This window comes from Streptococcus sp. oral taxon 061, from assembly GCF_013394695.1.
In the GTDB taxonomy this organism is placed as follows: Bacteria; Bacillota; Bacilli; order Lactobacillales; family Streptococcaceae; genus Streptococcus.
The window spans coordinates 1,709,217-1,727,849 of the sequence record NZ_CP058258.1 but is presented as its reverse complement, the minus strand read 5'-3'; the positions used below and the strand labels follow the sequence as shown (position 1 = coordinate 1,727,849).

Here is an 18,633-nt window from a genome sequence, read left to right as displayed (position 1 = left end):
TTCTTTTTCTTTCGAATGATATAAATGAGGTCAACCTCAAAAATTTATCTATTCGAAGGAGAATGAATGGCATTTAGTAAAAAGAGAACTTTGCTTAAAAGAACGACTGTGGGTACAGCTTCACTATTGTTAGCAGGAGCTTTTCTGTTTGGTGGTGGAACTGTTCATGCCAACCAGGCAAACAATGGATCGTTGGCACGTGGAGATGATTATCCTTATTATTATAAAAATGGAAGTCAAAATATTGATAAATGGCGTCTATACTCCAGACAGTGTACATCTTTTGCTGCTTTTCGATTAAGTAGTGTAAATGGATTCGAACTACCAGCTGCTTATGGGCATGCGAAAGAATGGGGCTATCGAGCTCAAAAAGAAGGATATCGTGTGGATCAGAGACCAGCGATTGGGGCAATTGCTTGGAGCACGAGGGGAACTCATGGTCACGTAGCTTGGGTTTCTAACGTGATTGGAGATATGGTTGAAATCGAGGAGTACAATTACGATTATACAGAAACGTATCATCGTAGGACGGTTAAAGCAAGTACTATGACTGGGTTCATTCATTTTAAAGATGTGGGGAATGCTAGTGTAGGAAATAATCAATCTGTACTAGCTTCTAGTGGAACTCACTACTTTACAGAAAAAGCAGCTATTATGAATCAGCCATCATTGACATCTACTATTATCGATTACTATGAACCTGGAATGAGTGTTCATTATGATCAGACTCTTGAAAAGGATGGCTATAGATGGATTAGTTATATTTCACGAAGTGGGAACAGACGTTATATCCCCTTAATTAAAACGGAAACCTCGAAGAATGGATGGGAAAAACAGGGAACAATCTGGTACTACTATGAACATGGCAAAGTCGCACTTGGATGGAAAAAGATAAACGGAAGTTGGTATTATTTCCAAACAAATGGTGCCATGAGAACAGGATGGTTAAAAGACGGTTCTAAGTGGTACTACTTGAAATCATCTGGGGAAATGCAGACAGGATGGTTGAAGGATAAGGGCATTTGGTATTATCTCGAAAGCTCAGGTGCAATGAAGGCTAGTCAGTGGTTCCAGGTTTCAGGGAAATATTATTACGTGAACGCATCTGGAGAATTGGCAGTAGATACGATTATAGATGGATTCCAAGTTGATAGCAATGGTGCGCGAGTTGAAAAAACATCCCAATAAGCCTTCTCCTTTAATATAACTCTTAGCAATGGTATTTTTCCCTGCTTTCCTATATAATGGGTGTATGGACAAGAAAAAATTATTATTGATTGATGGTTCTTCGGTTGCTTTCCGAGCATTCTTTGCACTTTATCAGCAACTGGATCGTTTTAAAAATGACAATGGACTACATACCAATGCAATCTATGGATTTCATCTGATGCTAAATCACCTATTGGAACGTGTCCAACCGAGTCATATCCTGGTTGCTTTTGATGCAGGAAAGACAACTTTCCGTACAGAGATGTATGCTGATTATAAGGGTGGCCGTGCTAAGACTCCGGATGAGTTTCGTGAGCAATTTCCCTTTATTCGTGAGTTGCTAGACCATCTTGGGATTCGTCATTATGAGTTGGCCCAGTATGAAGCAGATGATATCATTGGTACCTTGGGACGCTTGGCTGAAAAGGAATCTTTTGATGTAACGATCGTCAGTGGAGACAAGGACTTGATTCAGTTGACAGATGAACATACAGTGGTTGAGATTTCTAAGAAAGGTGTAGCTGAATTTGAGGCGTTTACACCAGAATATCTCATGGAAAAGATGGGCATCACACCAGCTCAGTTCATTGATCTTAAAGCCCTCATGGGAGATAAGTCAGATAATATCCCTGGTGTAACTAAGATTGGTGAAAAGACTGGGATCAAGCTCTTGTTAGAACATGGCTCGCTTGAAGGTATTTATGAAAATATTGACAGCATGAAGGCTTCAAAGATGAAGGAAAATCTTGTCAATGACAAGGAACAAGCCTTTCTGTCTAAAACACTAGCTACCATCGACACGAAAGCGCCAATCGAGATAGGTCTGGATGATTTGGTCTATAGTGGGCCAAATGTGGAAAACCTTGGGAAATTCTACGATGAGATGGGCTTTAAGCAGCTCAAGCAAGCCTTGAATGCTTCTCAGACTAACCAAGCTGAGACTTTGAATTTCACTATGGTGGATAAAGTAAGTCAAGATATGCTGAGTGAAGACTCTATCTTCCACTTTGAACTTTTTGGAGAAAACTATCATATAGATGATTTAGTTGGCTTTGCCTGGTCTTGTGGAGACAAACTTTACGCTACAGATAAGCTAGAACTTCTGCAGGATCCGATTCTTAAGGATTTTCTAGAAAAAACACCTCTGAAAGTGTATGACTTTAAGAAGGCTAAAGTTCTCTTAAATCGCTTTGGTTTGAATTTACAGGCTCCTGCTTTTGACAGCCGTTTGGCTAAGTATCTTCTCTCAACAGTAGAGAATAATGAAATTTCAACCATTGCTAGTCTATACGGTAAGACATATTTACCTGATGATGAAACCTTCTACGGCAAGGGTGTCAAGAAAGCTATCCCTGAGCGAGAGAAATTCTTGGAACACTTAGCTCGTAAGGTTGCTGTTTTAGTTGAAACTGAACCTGTTTTACTTGACAAGTTAAGTGAAAACGGTCAATTAGACCTCCTCTATGAGATGGAGCAACCTCTGGCCCTTGTTCTAGCTAAGATGGAAATCGCTGGGATCAAGGTCAAAAAAGAAACCTTGCTTGAGATGCAAGCTGAAAATGAGCTCGTCATCGAAAAGTTGACGCAAGAGATTTATGAATTGGCTGGTGAGGAATTTAATATCAACTCGCCTAAACAGCTTGGCGAATTGCTTTTTGAAAAGCTAGGTCTCCCTCTCGAATACACGAAGAAAACTAAGACCGGTTACTCGACAGCAGTAGATGTCTTGGAACGTCTAGCTCCTATTGCCCCAATCGTTAAGAAAATTCTCGATTACCGTCAGATTGCTAAGATTCAATCCACTTATGTAATCGGTCTACAGGACTGGATTTTAGCGGATGGCAAGATTCACACGCGCTATGTACAGGATTTGACTCAGACCGGTCGTCTGTCTAGTGTGGATCCAAACTTGCAAAATATCCCTGTTCGATTGGAACAAGGTCGTCTTATTCGTAAGGCTTTTGTGCCAGAGTGGGAGGATAGTGTCCTTCTCAGCTCGGACTACTCACAGATTGAATTGCGCGTTTTGGCGCATATCTCTAAGGATGAACACTTAATTAAGGCCTTCCAAGAAGGAGCGGATATTCATACCTCGACAGCCATGCGTGTCTTTGGGATTGAACGTCCTGAGGATGTGACTCCGAATGACCGTCGCAATGCCAAGGCTGTCAACTTTGGAGTGGTTTACGGAATTTCAGACTTTGGTTTATCCAATAACCTAGGTATCAGCCGTAAAGAGGCGAAGGCCTATATCGATACCTACTTTGAACGCTTCCCAGGTATTAAAAACTACATGGATGAAGTGGTGCGTGAAGCGCGTGATAAGGGTTATGTAGAGACTCTTTTCAAACGTCGTCGTGAGTTGCCAGATATCAATTCGCGTAACTTTAACATTCGTGGTTTTGCGGAACGTACAGCTATCAACTCACCTATCCAAGGTTCGGCTGCAGATATTCTCAAAATCGCTATGATTCAGTTAGATAAAGCCTTGGTAGCAGGTGGTTATCAGACTAAGATGCTGTTACAAGTACACGATGAAATTGTACTTGAGGTGCCTAAGTCAGAATTGATAGTTATTAAAAATCTTGTCAAACAAACTATGGAAGAAGCCATTCAACTCAGTGTGCCACTGATTGCTGACGAAAATGAAGGTGTAACTTGGTACGAAGCTAAGTAGAAAATAGATTATCAAACAAAAAAATCCCCTTGAACAATATGGTTCAAAGGGGATTTTTCTTTCAGGAAAAGACAAAAGCGAAACTATCTAGCTAATAGTAGAATTTATTTGCTTTGTTTCTTTTGTTCTTTTTTGGCAAGTACTGGTAGAATAACACCCAAACCAATCAGAATAATTGGTGTTAAGATATTTGTAAGTAGAGAGAATTGCCAAGCAGTTGGATTCTCAGCATAGTTAATTTTTGGAACCATACCTAGGATACAAGCAAAGGCTGTAAAGAGGAAGCACCAAGTACCGATAATAAAGCCAAGTTTAGGATTTTTCACAAACTTGTATTCGGCATTTTTGTATGTCTTCCAGGCGCGATTGAGCATCATGTAGGCAAGGAATACCCAGAGGTAACGCATCGGCATCACGATAGAATTGAGGTTGGTCATCCATTTTACAAGTCCGTCAATTTCCTGGATACCAAAAATTGGGAGGATGATGATGAGACTAACGAGGACGCCTGTAAGGAGATAACCATTAATGAGGACGCCTTTTTCAGTACGTTTACGAAGCCAACTTGGGATGTAGTTTTCATCAGCGTTATTGAGAAGGATTTGCAGTGGTGCATCAATAGAGAAGGCAAGTGCCGCAATTTGTCCGACCATGTTTGTAAGAGCATAGATTACGACAAAGAGGTTTCCAACGCCCCAAGAATTTCCTAGCATTTGGAAGGCTTGATAAGCACCATTACGCATGAGGTCTTCAGGGATATTATTGCCATCAAATAGCATTCCCATGGCAACTGAACCAAGGATAGCAGAGAGACCTACCATGATGGCCATGACAATCATACCTTTTGGAAATTCTTTTGCAGGGTTGCGGGTTTGATTCACGTAAGGGGAAATTTTTTCACAACCACCAACTGCAAATACTAGCAGTGAAATCGTTGTAAAATAAGAAAAATCAAAGTTTGGAATGTAGGTGCTCAGCTGATCCATGTGTGGTGTCGCAAACTGAATATCAGGCTTGATGAAAGGCAGACCGACAGCCAAAAGCACAAAGAATAGAGACATAATCAACATAGCACTTCCCGCCAAGCTACCGATAACTTTTAGAGTTGCCAATCCCTTTGTAGAAAGGTAGAGGAAAAGTCCAAAGATTAGTAAGCTGAGAATAACAATCCAGTGGAAGTCAATTTGTTTTAGAAATTGACCGTTGCCTTGCAAGGCCCATCCAAGCGGAATCAGGATTCCTTGAGGTTTTTGTGCGAGGTAAGGGATATGCACAACCCAGTAGGTCCAAGCGGCAAAGTAGGCGAGACGTTTGGTTGATGTTTTTTCAACCCAGTCACTAACACCGCTTCCGCTTTCCTTAAAGGTAGAACCTAGTTGTCCGACAATGAGGGAATAAGGGATGAAGTAGAGTGCGAGGATTAAAACCCAAGATACGACGACTGAAATTCCCTGTTGAGAATAGTTGTTGACGACGTTTCCTAGCCCCCAAACCATGTTGAAAGCGATCAGAGAAACCATCAGCCAATTAAGTTGGTGTTGATCTTTTTTCATAATGTCTCCTTTTCTGATAATTTCAGTTTATCATGTTTTTTTGAAAGCGCCTAATAAAATTTGAAATTTACTATAAAAAATGTAAAGGCTCGCTAAAATATAGGAGGAAGCCCTTGTTGATTGAGAAAGAGTTATCCACAAGTTGTGGATAACTCGATACTAGCCTATCAAAAATATTTTTATAGCTATCATTTGTAAAGGAGACAAGAAATTTAGGAATTATAAGAGAGGATAATCTGGGATAAAGCCTCATTGGACAAGGGTTCTAACAGCATTTCTATTGCAAATCATATATAATTTGGTTGGAGATTTGTTTTGGAAAATCTTGAAAATATTTTCCGAAGAAAGTTTGAAGGTTATTCACAGTTTGTGGATAACTTTATATTGATAAGAAAACTCCTTTATGTACGACAAAGGGGTTTGGTTATTAATGCTTCGGTAACCAACTGAGATTAAAGTCAAGGGTTTGAGCATTAAGCAGTTCCTGATGACTGATGGTTTGTTTTTCTTTCCCGTCCAATCGACAGTCTTGTACAAAGTGGAAATGTTCATGATTTTGCTGAGTACGAATATCCAACCACTGCTCTTTTTCTGCCAGATAGACACGCAGATGATCAAAGAGTGGAATCCCAAGGTCGTAAGATGCTTTTCCTGGACAGGTTGGGTAAAGCCCAAGAGCAGACCAGACATACCAAGCTGATAGACTACCGTTATCCTCGTCTCCTGGATAAGCATCCCAGTCAGATCGAAAGGCTTTTTGACGAAGGGTCTTGATTAAGAGACTGGTATATTGAGAATAATTACTGTAGCGGAAAAGGTAAGGGATGTGGAAACTTGGTTGGTTTGAAATGGCTAGTTGACCAAATGGCGCTGTTGCCATTTCGCTCATTTCATGGATTTCATAACCATAGCCGGTCGTTTCAAAGAGAGGGAGACTTTGACAAGTTTTCAAAAGATAGTTACTAAAGGATTCTTTTCCCCCCATTAGTTGGCTAAGTCCAGAAATATCATGTAAGACACCGAGACTGGCTTGAACGGCTGAACACTCAGCGTAGTCACGACCCCAACTATAAGGAGAAAAGTCAGGACGGAAGTTGCCATCTACATCACGCGCCCTCATGTAGCCTGTTTCAGGGTCAAATAGATTTTGATAATTCTTAGAATATTGGGAATAAGTTTGTGCTAGTTCTTCTTGACCCAATTTTGCTGCGCAGGTAGAGATGCAAAAATCACTATAAGCATAGTCCAGTGTATGACTGACACTTTCATGATAATCTGTGGATAGGTAGCCAAGTTCTTGGTATTGAGCAAGACCGTGTCGCCCGTTGACAGCTTTTGGATCTGCCTTGGTCGCAGTTTCAATCATGGCTTTGAGAAATTCTTCTTCAAGTTCAGGTGCCATGCCTTTACAAGCGCTATCTGCAATAAGACCATCAATCAAAGTACCAGGCATCATTCCTCGTTCGTCAGGAGCAAGCCACTTAGGGAGATAGCCAGTGTCGCGGTAGCTATTAAGGAAGCCCTCAAGAAATTGGTGATAGTATTCCGGAATAATCAAGGCAAAGAGTGGGAATGAAGTGCGGAAGGTATCCCAAAAACCATTGTTGGTATAGAGTAGACCAGGCTTGATCGTTCCTGAAGCAAGGCCCATATGAATATTCTCGCCCTGCTCATTCACCTCATAAAATGTTTGCGGGAAGAGGAAAAGCCTGTAGAGGCAGTGGTCAAAAAATGTTCGGTCTACTGAGCCGGTTTCTACGACATCAAAACGGCCCAGAAGGTCTTCCCAACTATCTTTAGCATCTGCTTTTGTTTCTTCAAAATCTTGTTTAGGGAGATTAAAGAGGGCTTGCTCTTTGGAAATAAAGGAAGTTGCCAGTTGAACTTGAGCTTCTGCTCCAGCCAAGTCAATACGCCAGTCTTCCCCCTCTTGATTGATAGATTTAATATCCGTAGAGAATGCGAGGACAGTGAACATGACTAGGGGACTTTTGTTTGTTTCTGTTAATCCACTTTGTCGAAAGTCGATAGTACGATTATCCACTTGCTCTAATGTTAAATCATCAGCTGCACGAATATAGAGCGAGAGGTGCTGGCCTTGTGTTTGTCTTAGTTGGATAGAAGCTCCATAGCAAGTCGGTGTGAGTTGAGTTTCAATCTGGTAACGTTCAGAAAAAATTCTGAGATAATGGGGATTGAAAATGGCACGCTCCAAGTTATAGGAAGACTGACGATAGAAGAGCGTGTCACCGCTGATTTTTCCTGTAACAGGAGTCAGTAGTAACCAAGAATAATCACCAATCCAAGGGCTAGGCTGATGGGTTAATCGAATACCCTGAAATATGGGAAGATGGGGATCAAAAAACCAAGATCCTTCCTGATCACTAGTTTGTGGAACAAAGTAATTCATCCCAAAAGGCACTCCAGTGTAGGGTAGTGTATTGCCTCGTGAAAAGGCATGCTTGCTCGCGGTGCCAAAACGCGTATCAATGGTTTCAAGTATAGGTTTCATAGTGGTTCCTTAGTTAGTTTTTTACATTATATCAGAAAAAGGAGACTTTTAGAAAATGACTTTCAAATATAACAATTTTGTAGAATAATGACTAACATTTGTGTATATATTTTCTGGACTAAAAGCTATATACTGAAAATGAAAATTTGTTTGAAAGAGGCAAAATAGTTTATGGTTTATTCAAAAGAAATTGTTAGAGAGTGGCTAGATGAGGTAGCGGAGCGTGCTAAAGATCATCCGGAATGGGTGGATGTCTTTGAACGTTGCTACACAGACACTTTAGACAATACAGTTGAAATCTTAGAAGACGGCTCGACCTTTGTGCTAACCGGGGATATTCCAGCTATGTGGCTCCGTGATTCAACTGCTCAGCTTAGACCATACCTTCATGTGGCAAAAAGAGACCCTCGTTTGCGCCAGACCATTGCTGGCTTGGTTAAACGCCAGATGGCTTTGATTCTCAAGGATCCCTATGCCAACTCTTTCAATATTGAGGAGAACTGGAAGGGTCATCACGAGACAGACCATACAGACCTCAATGGCTGGATTTGGGAACGTAAGTATGAAGTGGATTCGCTTTGCTATCCCTTGCAATTGGCTTATCTCCTTTGGAAGGAAACTGGTGAGACGAGTCAATTTGATGAAATCTTTGTCACCGCGGCCAAGGAAATCCTTCATCTTTGGACGGTGGAGCAAGATCACAATAATTCACCATACCGTTTCGTTCGTGACACTGATCGCAAGGAGGATACCTTGGTAAATGATGGATTTGGTCCTGACTTTGCCGTGACAGGAATGACCTGGTCAGCCTTCCGTCCAAGTGATGACTGCTGTCAGTATAGCTACTTGATTCCGTCGAATATGTTTGCAGTGGTTGTCTTGGGTTATGTCCAAGAAATCTTTGCAGAATTGACTCTAGCCGATAGCGAAAGTATTATTGCTGATGCCAAACGCCTCCAAACTGAGATTCAAGAAGGGATCGAAAATTACGCCTACACTACAAATAGTAAGGGTGAAAAGATTTATGCCTTTGAGGTAGACGGTCTAGGAAATGCTAGCATCATGGACGATCCTAACGTGCCAAGTTTGTTGGCTGCTCCATATCTTGGTTACTGTGATGTCAATGACGAAGTGTATCAAGCCACTCGTCGCACTATTCTGAGCCCTGAAAATCCATACTTCTACCAAGGAGAATACGCTAGTGGACTCGGAAGTTCACATACCTTCTACCGCTATATCTGGCCGATTGCTCTATCTATCCAAGGATTGACAACGACGGATAAGGCGGAGAAAAAACATTTGCTAGATCAACTCGTTGCCTGCGATGGTGGAACAGGTGTCATGCACGAAAGCTTCCACGTAGACGATCCGACTCTCTACTCTCGTGAATGGTTCTCATGGGCCAACATGATGTTCTGCGAATTGGTCTTGGATTACCTAGATATTCGCTAATAAGCCTTAGCTCAATAGATTCTTGTACAGAATCACAAATATATTTTTAAATTTAAGTTAGAATGAGGTTTTACTCCATGGAAAATGTTGTTGTACATATTATTTCTCACAGTCACTGGGATCGTGAGTGGTATCTACCTTTTGAAAGTCACCGGATGCAATTGGTGGAACTTTTTGACAATCTTTTTGATCTTTTTGAAAATGATCCTGAGTTCAAGAGCTTCCACCTAGATGGACAAACCATTGTCCTCGATGACTATTTAGAAATTCGCCCTGAAAACCGTGACAAGGTGCAGCGTTATATCGACGAAGGGAAACTCAAGATTGGACCATTCTACATCTTGCAGGATGATTATTTGATTTCCAGTGAAGCCAATGTCCGCAATACCTTGATTGGCCAAGCTGAATGTGCTAAATGGGGTAAATCAACTCAGATTGGTTACTTTCCAGATACTTTTGGAAATATGGGGCAAGCTCCTCAAATCCTTCAAAAATCAGGTATTCACGTAGCAGCCTTTGGTCGTGGTGTCAAACCGATCGGCTTTGACAACCAAGTCCTCGAAGATGAGCAGTTTACCTCTCAATTTTCTGAGATGTACTGGCAAGGTGCGGATGGTAGCCGTGTGCTCGGCATTCTATTTGCTAACTGGTACAGTAACGGGAACGAAATTCCAGTAGATAAAGATGAAGCCTTGACCTTCTGGAAACAAAAATTGGCAGACGTCCGTGACTATGCTTCTACTAACCAATGGTTGATGATGAACGGATGTGATCACCAACCAGTTCAACGAAATTTGAGTGAAGCCATTCGTGTGGCAAACGAACTTTTCCCTGACGTGACCTTTGTTCACAGCTCCTTTGATGAATACGTTCAAGCAGTGGAAAGTGCACTTCCTGAACATCTATCAACAGTTACAGGTGAGTTGACTAGCCAGGAAACTGATGGTTGGTACACCCTTGCTAACACCTCTTCTTCACGCGTTTATCTCAAACAAGCCTTCCAAGAAAACAGCAATTTGTTGGAGCAAGTAGTAGAACCTTTGACCATCATTACTGGTGGACATAACCACAAGGATCAATTGACCTATGCTTGGAAAGTACTCTTGCAAAATGCACCACACGATAGCATCTGTGGATGCAGTATTGATGAAGTACACCGTGAAATGGAAACTCGTTTTGCCAAGGTCAATCAGGTTGGAAACTTTGTCAAGACCAACCTTCTCAATGAGTGGAAACATAAAATAGCAACTCAAGAAGCGCAAAGTGACCACCTCTTTACGGTTGTCAATACAACTTTACATGACAAGGTTGATACAGTCAGTGTTGTAGTGGATGTTGTGACTTGTGATTTCAAAGAATTGCACCCAACAGAAGGTTACAAGAAGATGGCAGCTGTGACCTTGCCAGATTACCATGTTGAAGATTTGGATGGCCATGTCCTTGAAGCCAAGATTGAAGACTTGGGAGCAAGTTTTGGTTATACCTTGCCTAAGGATAAATTCCGCCAACCATATATTGCACGCCAAGTTCGCGTGACAATCCCAGTCCACCTTGCTCCGCTTTCTTGGGCAAGCTTCCAATTGGTCGAAGGTCAAGTAGATCACCGTGATGGTATTTACCAAAATGGAGTCATTGATACACCATTCGTGACAGTGAGTGTAGATGAAGGAATTACAGTCTACGACAAGACTACTAACGAAGCCTACGAAGATTTCATCCAATTCGAGGACCGTGGAGATATCGGGAATGAGTACATTTATTTCCAACCAAAAGGAACTGAGCCAATCTACGCTCAACTGAAAGGCTATGAAGTCTTAGAAAACAATGCTCGCTATGCTAAGGTTTTGCTCAAACATGACTTGACTATTCCAGTTAGCGCAGATGAAAAATTGGATGCTGAACAAAGAGGTATCATCGAGTTCATGAAACGAGATGCAGGTCGTTCAGAAGAGTTGACAACCATTCCTCTTGAAACAGAAATGACTGTCTTTGTGGACAATCCACAGATTCGCTTCAAGACTCGCTTTACCAATACAGCCAAAGACCACCGCATTCGTCTCTTGGTCAAAACTCATAACACACGCCCAAGTAATGATTCTGAAAGCATCTATGAAGTTGTGACAAGACCAAATAAACCGGCAGCTTCTTGGGAAAATCCTGAAAATCCACAACACCAACAAGCCTTTGTCAGTTTGTATGATGATGTAAAAGGAGTGACCGTATCCAATAAAGGATTGCACGAATACGAAATCCTTGGAGACGACACCATGGCTGTAACTCTTCTCCGTGCTTCAGGTGAGCTAGGTGACTGGGGCTACTTCCCAACGCCAGAAGCCCAGTGCTTGCGCGATATCGAAGTTGAGTTTGCAGTAGAATGCCATCAAGCAGGCGAACGTTTCTCAGCCTTCCGTCGTGCAAAAGCCTTCCAGGTGCCATTTACAGCCCTTCAAGTTGCAAAACAAGAAGGTAGCGTTGCTGCAACAGGTAGTCTCTTCAACCATGCAGCCCTCAACTTGCCACAAGTCTGCCCAACAGCCTTTAAAGTTGCTGAAAATGAAGAAGGATACGTCCTTCGTTACTACAATATGAGTCAAGAAAATGTTCGCGTGTCTGAAAAACAACAAACCATTCTTGATTTGTTGGAACGCCCATATCCAGTTCATTCAGGACTATTGGCACCACAGGAAATTCGTACAGAATTGATCAAAAAAGAAGAAATTTAATTTCAACAAGAAAACATAAACAGAAAGGAGGAGCGAAAAAGTAAGGACCAACTGCTGATTCGCTCCTTTTTACAGGTGAAAGCCATGACCCTTGCAACCATTGATATTGGAGGAACTGGCATTAAGTTTGCTAGTCTAACTCCTGATGGAAAGATTTTAGATAAGATCAGCACACCGACGCCAGAGACTCTAGAAGAGTTGCTTGCTTGGTTGGACCAACGTTTGTCAGAACAAGACTATCGTGGGATTGCTATGAGTGTGCCAGGTGCAGTTAACCAAGAAACAGGAGTGATTGAGGGAATTAGCGCCATTCCTTACATCCATGGTTTTTCTTGGTATGAGGCCCTTGCTCATCACAAACTACCTGTTCATTTAGAAAATGATGCCAACTGCGTTGGGCTGAGTGAATTGCTGGCGCATCCTGAGATTGAAAATGCAGCCTGTGTTGTCATTGGTACAGGAATCGGTGGAGCCATGATTATCAATGGGAAGCTACACCGTGGTCGTCATGGTTTGGGCGGTGAGTTTGGCTACATGACAACCATCGAGCCTGCAGAAAAGCTCAATAACTGGTCGTTACTAGCTTCTACGGGGAACATGGTTCGTTATGTGATTGAGAAATCAGGTCAGTCTGACTGGGATGGCCGTAAGATTTACCAAGAAGCTGCAGCCGGCAATGCTCTTTGCCAGGAAGCCATTGAGCGTATGAATCGTAATCTTGCTCAAGGCCTGCTCAATATCCAGTATCTCATTGATCCAGATGTGATTAGCCTAGGTGGCTCTATCAGTCAAAACCCAGATTTTATCAAAGGTGTGCAAAAAGCAGTAGATACCTTTGTGGAAAGATATGAAGAATATACAATCGCTCCAGTCATCCAAGCTTGCACCTATCACGCAGATGCCAATCTCTACGGTGCCCTTGTCAACTGGTTACAGGAGGAAAACCAATGGTAAGTTTTACAGGACTTAGTCCCAAACAAGCCCAATCTATCGAAGTATTAAAAAATCACATTTCTCTACCAGATGTAGAGGTGGCAGTCGCTCAGTCTGATCAGGCCTCCATCTCTATCAAGGGTGAGGGTGGCCACTATCAATTGACCTATCGAAAACCTCATCAACTCTATCGTGCCTTGTCTGTGCTAGCAACAGCTTTAGAAGAAGGTGATAAGGTAGAGATTGAAGAACAAGCAGCTTATGAAGATTTAGCCTACATGGCTGACTGTTCGCGCAATGCCGTGCTCAATGTCGCATCTGCCAAGCAGATGATTGAAGTCTTAGCTCTGATGGGTTATTCAACCTTTGAGCTCTACATGGAAGACACTTATCAAATTGAAGGACAACCTTACTTTGGTTATTTCCGTGGGGCTTATTCAGCTGAGGAATTACAGGAAATCGAAGCATACGCTCAGCAGTTTGACATGACCTTTGTCCCATGTATCCAAACCCTGGCCCACTTATCAGCCTTTGTCAAATGGGGTGTCAAAGAAGTCCAGCAACTCCGCGATGTAGAAGACATTCTTCTCATCGGTGAAGAAAAAGTCTACGACCTGATTGACGGTATGTTTGCGACGTTATCTAAACTACAAACTCGCAAGGTCAATATCGGAATGGACGAAGCTCACCTAGTTGGTTTGGGACGTTACCTTATCCTGAACGGTGTGGTTGATCGGAGTCTCCTCATGTGCCAACACTTGGAGCGCGTGCTGGATATTGCAGACAAGTATGGTTTCCACTGCCAGATGTGGAGCGATATGTTCTTCAAGCTTATGTCAGCAGATGGGCAGTATGATCGTGATGTGGAAATTCCAGAGGAAACGCGCGTTTATCTTGATCGTCTCAAAGACCGTGTGACCTTGGTTTACTGGGATTATTATCAGGATAGCGAAGAAAAATACAACCGTAACTTCCGTAATCACCACAAGATTAGCCAGGATATCGCTTTTGCAGGTGGTGCCTGGAAGTGGATTGGCTTTACACCACACAACCATTTCAGTCGTCTTATCGCTCTTGAAGCTAATAAAGCCTGTCGTGCTAATCAGATCAAGGAAGTCATCGTGACGGGTTGGGGGGACAATGGTGGGGAAACAGCCCAGTTCTCTATCTTTCCAAGCTTGCAAATCTGGGCAGAACTCAGCTACCGCAATGATTTAGACCGTTTGTCAGCTCATTTCAAGACCAATACAGGTTTATCGGTTGAAGACTTCATGCAACTTGACCTTGCTAACCTCTTGCCAGATCTACCAGATAATCTCAGTGGGATTAACCCTAACCGTTATGTCTTTTATCAGGATGTTCTCTGCCCAATTCTTGACAAGCACATGACACCTGAACAGGACAAGCCACACTTTGCCCAAGCAGCTGAGACTCTTACTACTATCAAAGAAAAAGCAGGCATTTACGCTTATCTTTTCGAAACTCAGGCACAGTTGAATGCCATTTTAAGTAGTAAAGTGGATGTGGGGCGACGTATCCGTCAAGTTTATCAAGCTGATGATAAAGACAGTTTGCAAGGAATAGCTAGAGGAGAATTGCCAAAACTCAGAAGCCAGATTGAAATCTTCCATGCTCTCTTTAGTCAACAATGGTTGAAAGAAAACAAGGTCTTTGGCTTGGATACAGTAGACATTCGTATGGGTGGGCTCTTGCAACGGATCAAGCGCGCAGAAAGTCGCATTGAAAACTATCTAGCAGGCGAAATCTCTCGTATCGACGAACTAGAAGTAGAGATCTTGCCATTCAACGATTTCTACGGGGATCAGGACTTCGCAGCCACAACGGCTAACCAGTGGCATACTATTGCGACAGCTTCGACCATTTATACAACCTAGGAAAACTCTATTCAGGAAGAAAGTTTCTCGTGAAACATCCTTCTTATATAAAAAAGCTCTCCACATAAAATAATTTGTGGAGTTTTTTCTATAATTTGTAGTTTAAACTGTCCTAAAAATAAGAGTATACTATTTTTGTAAACGTTATCAAATTTAAAAATGTGAGATTATGAAGTTTTAGAAAATAAAAAGGGAGGAAATTATGAACAAGTTTTCAAAAACTTTAAGAGATAATTGGATTTTTCTCTTAATGGTTCTACCAGGAACAATTTGGTTGATTTTATTCTTCTACATTCCAGTTTTTGGGAATGTGGTTGCCTTCAAAGACTACCATATGACTGGTGAAGGATTCGTCCACAGTATTATAAATAGTAAATGGGTCGGACTAGATAACTTTAAATTCTTGTTTAGTTCCAAGGATGCCTTTGTCATCACTCGAAACACTGTACTTTACAACCTTGGATTTATCTTTATCGGTTTAATTGTGTCAGTTGGTATCGCCATTATCCTTAGTGAACTTCGCTCTAAGCAAATGGTTAAAATCTACCAAACATCTATGTTGTTCCCTTACTTCCTATCTTGGGTTATCATCAGTTTCTTTACAGATGCTTTCCTAAACATCGATAAAGGGCTTATCAACCACACCTTAGAAGCTCTTGGAATGAAGGGTATTAACTTCTACGCTGATGTAAGTATTTGGCCTTACCTTCTCCTTTTCCTAGGTATCTGGAAAGGCTTTGGATATAGTAGTGTGATGTACTACGCAACTATCATGGGTATTGACCCAACTTACTACGAAGCAGCGACAGTGGACGGTGCTAGCAAATGGCAACGTATCCGTAACGTAACCATCCCTCAGTTGACACCGCTTGTGACAGTATTGACCATCCTTGCAGTCGGAAATATCTTCCGTGCAGACTTCGGTCTCTTCTACCAAATCCCTCACAACGCAGGTCAGCTCTATAGTGTAACAAATGTATTGGACGTCTATGTCTTTAACGGATTGACTCAGACAGCAGATATCGGTATGGCTTCAGCAGCCGGTCTCTACCAGTCAGTCGTCGGTTTGATTCTCGTTATCCTATCAAACTTACTTGCAAGACGTGTTGATCCTAACTCAGCACTATTCTAGAAAGGAGGAGCATATGGCAAAAAAAATTCAAAAAGAAAAAATTGATAATGTTGGCATACACTCCTTCAGCAAAAAGGCAGATATTTTCTTTAGTATCATATCTGGTTTGCTGGCCTTCTCTTGTATCTTGCCTTTCATCTTCGTAATCATTATTTCAGTTACAGACGAAAAAAGTATTGTTCAATATGGATATAGTTTCTTCCCTTCTAAGTTTGGTGTAGATGGATTCCAATTCTTGGCTCAATTTAAAGACAAAATTTTGCAAGCACTCTTTATCTCAACCTTTGTGACAGTTGTCGGTACCTTGACAAACGTATTCATCACAACAACATACGCTTATGCCATCTCACGTTCAACATTTAAGTATCGCAAATTCTTTACAATCTTTGCTCTTCTTAGTATGTTGTTCAATGCTGGTTTGGTACCAGGCTATATCGTGGTAACTCAGCTACTTCACTTGGGTGATACTATTTGGGCCTTGATTGTTCCGATGCTTCTATCACCATTCAACATCATGTTGATGCGGTCTTTCTTCAAGAAAACCATTCCAGAAGCAATCCTCGAATCGGCTCGTATTGATGGTGCTAGTGAGGCGCGGATCTTCTTCCAAATCTGTTTACCACTCTCTCTTCCAGGGATTGCGACTATCACACTTTTGACAGCACTTGGATTCTGGAACGACTGGTTCAATGCCCTTCTTTACATCAAGAGTGACAACTTGTATCCATTGCAATATTTGCTCATGCAAATTCAAAACAACATGGATTACATTGCTAAGTCAGTTGGGATGTCAGGACAACTTGCAGTTGCCCTACCAAAAGAAACAGGCCGTATGGCTATGGTTGTAGTTGCAACTATTCCGATCGCGATTCTATATCCGTTCTTCCAACGCTACTTTGTAAAAGGTTTGACTATCGGTGGTGTTAAAGAATAAGAGACGCTGAGAAACAAGCTTTCTCTTCTCTATCTAACTTTTCATCATAAGGAAAGTTACTCATTAAAATTGTTTATAAATTAAAAATAAAAAAAGGAGTTTTTATCATGAAAAACTGGAAAAAATATGCTTTTGCTTCTGCTAGCCTTGTCGCTTTAGCTGCTAGCCTTGCAGCTTGTGGAAACCTTAAAGGAAACAACCAAAAGGCTGCTGACTCAGCTTCAGGTGATAAAACTGTTATCAAAATGTACCAAATCGGTGACAAACCAGATAACTTGGATGAATTGCTAGAAAATGCAAACAAAATCATCGGAGAAAAAGTTGGTGCTAAATTGGATATCCAATACCTTGGTTGGGGTGACTACGGTAAGAAAATGTCAGTTATCACTTCATCAGGTGAAAACTATGATATCGCATTTGCAGATAACTACGTAGTAAACGCTCAAAAGGGTGCTTATGCTGACTTGACAGAATTGTACAAGAAAGAAGGAGCTGATCTTTACAAAGCGCTTGACCCAGCTTACATCAAAGGTAACACTATAAACGGTAAAATTTACGCTGTTCCAGTTGCAGCTAACGTTGCATCTTCACAAAACTTTGCCTTCAACGGCCCACTTCTTGAAAAATATGGTATCGATATTTCAGGTGTAACTTCATACGAAACACTTGAACCAGTCTTGAAACAAATTAAAGAAAAAGCTCCAGATGTAGTGCCATTCGCTGTTGGTAAAAACTTTATTCCATCAGAAAACTTTGACTACCCAGTTGCAAATGGTCTTCCATTCGTCATCGACCTTGAAGGCGACACTACTAAGATCGTAAACCGTTACGAAGTTCCTCGTTTCGTAGAACACTTGAAGACTATGCACAAATACTATGAAGCAGGATACATTCCAAAAGACGTAGCAACTAGTGATACTTCATATGACCTTACTCAGGATACTTGGCTTGTTCGTGAAGAAACAGTGGGACCAGCTGACTACGGTAGCAGCTTGCTTTCTCGTGTTGCTAACAGAGACATCCAAATCAAACCATTTACTAACTTCATCAAGAAAAACCAAACAACTCAAGTTGCAAACTTTGTAATCTCAAACAACTCTAAGAACAAAGAAAAAGCAATGGAAGTGTTGAACCTCTTGAACACTAACCCAGAACTCTTGAACGGTCTTGTTTACGGTCCAGAAGGCAAGAACTGGGAAAAAGTTGAAGGTAAAGAAAACCGTGTTAAAGTCCTTGACGGATACAAAGGAAACACTCACATGTCAGGATGGAACACTGGTAACAACTGGATCCTTTACATCAACGAAAACGTTACAGATGAACAAATTGCACAATCTAAGAAAGATTTGGAAACTGCAAAAGAATCTCCAGCGCTTGGATTCATCTTCAACACTGACAACGTGAAATCTGAAATCTCAGCTATCACTAACACTATGCAACAATTCGATACAGCTATCAACACTGGTACTGTAGACCCAGAAAAAGCTATTCCAGAATTGATGGAAAAACTTAAATCTGAAGGTGCTTACCAAAAAGTATTGGATGAAATGCAAAAACAATACGACGAATTCTTGAAAAGCAAAAAATCATAAGAATAATTGATTTCGTGTATT

General features: G+C 41.5%; 11 protein-coding genes. 9 read left to right on the top strand and 2 right to left on the bottom strand.

All coding sequences use genetic code 11. The features are described from left to right. Window positions 1-66: 66 nt before the first annotated feature. Window positions 67-1,188: an SH3 domain-containing protein gene (locus HW271_RS08540; RefSeq protein WP_178895606.1), complete on the top strand. Its 1,122-nt coding sequence runs from the start codon at window positions 67-69 to the stop codon at window positions 1,186-1,188. A gap of 64 nt (window positions 1,189-1,252) precedes the next feature. Further along, window positions 1,253-3,886, top strand: coding sequence for a DNA polymerase I (gene polA / locus HW271_RS08535; protein ID WP_178895605.1), 2,634 nt, complete (start codon window positions 1,253-1,255; stop codon window positions 3,884-3,886). 104 nt (window positions 3,887-3,990) lie between these two features. Here the strand turns inward: polA and HW271_RS08530 are convergent, their stop codons facing one another. Together HW271_RS08530 and HW271_RS08525 are read right to left on the bottom strand one after the other, a co-directional pair. Continuing rightward, a complete protein-coding gene (locus HW271_RS08530; protein ID WP_178895604.1) occupies window positions 3,991-5,439 on the bottom strand; it encodes an APC family permease in 1,449 nt (482 codons plus the stop codon). 427 nt (window positions 5,440-5,866) lie between these two features. Beyond that, window positions 5,867-7,951, bottom strand: a complete 2,085-nt coding sequence (locus HW271_RS08525) for a GH92 family glycosyl hydrolase (protein WP_178895603.1) — start codon at window positions 7,949-7,951, stop codon at window positions 5,867-5,869. A 171-nt stretch (window positions 7,952-8,122) separates the two neighbouring features. Between HW271_RS08525 and HW271_RS08520 the strand changes: the two genes are divergently transcribed. The 7 genes from HW271_RS08520 to HW271_RS08490 all read left to right on the top strand — a co-directional run bounded on the left by HW271_RS08520 (window position 8,123) and on the right by HW271_RS08490 (window position 18,612). Next, the gene (locus HW271_RS08520; protein WP_178895602.1) at window positions 8,123-9,403 is read left to right on the top strand and encodes a glycoside hydrolase family 125 protein; all 1,281 of its coding nucleotides are present in this window, start codon (window positions 8,123-8,125) and stop codon (window positions 9,401-9,403) included. A 77-nt stretch (window positions 9,404-9,480) separates the two neighbouring features. Beyond that, window positions 9,481-12,126, top strand: a complete 2,646-nt coding sequence (locus HW271_RS08515) for an alpha-mannosidase (protein WP_178895601.1) — start codon at window positions 9,481-9,483, stop codon at window positions 12,124-12,126. A gap of 84 nt (window positions 12,127-12,210) precedes the next feature. After that, window positions 12,211-13,080 (top strand): ROK family protein, encoded by an 870-nt coding sequence (locus HW271_RS08510; RefSeq protein ID WP_178895600.1) that lies wholly within the window; start codon window positions 12,211-12,213, stop codon window positions 13,078-13,080. Continuing rightward, window positions 13,074-14,954 (top strand): beta-N-acetylhexosaminidase, encoded by a 1,881-nt coding sequence (locus tag HW271_RS08505; RefSeq protein ID WP_178895599.1) that lies wholly within the window; start codon window positions 13,074-13,076, stop codon window positions 14,952-14,954. The genes HW271_RS08510 and HW271_RS08505 overlap by 7 nt, the downstream gene beginning before the upstream one ends. Before the next feature lie 202 nt (window positions 14,955-15,156). Beyond that, a complete protein-coding gene (locus tag HW271_RS08500) occupies window positions 15,157-16,086 on the top strand; it encodes a sugar ABC transporter permease (protein WP_178895598.1) in 930 nt (309 codons plus the stop codon). A 13-nt stretch (window positions 16,087-16,099) separates the two neighbouring features. Further along, window positions 16,100-17,020, top strand: coding sequence for a carbohydrate ABC transporter permease (locus HW271_RS08495; RefSeq protein WP_178895597.1), 921 nt, complete (start codon window positions 16,100-16,102; stop codon window positions 17,018-17,020). Window positions 17,021-17,127: 107 nt separating this feature from the next. After that, window positions 17,128-18,612 (top strand): ABC transporter substrate-binding protein, encoded by a 1,485-nt coding sequence (locus HW271_RS08490; RefSeq protein ID WP_178895596.1) that lies wholly within the window; start codon window positions 17,128-17,130, stop codon window positions 18,610-18,612. Window positions 18,613-18,633: the final 21 nt, after the last annotated feature.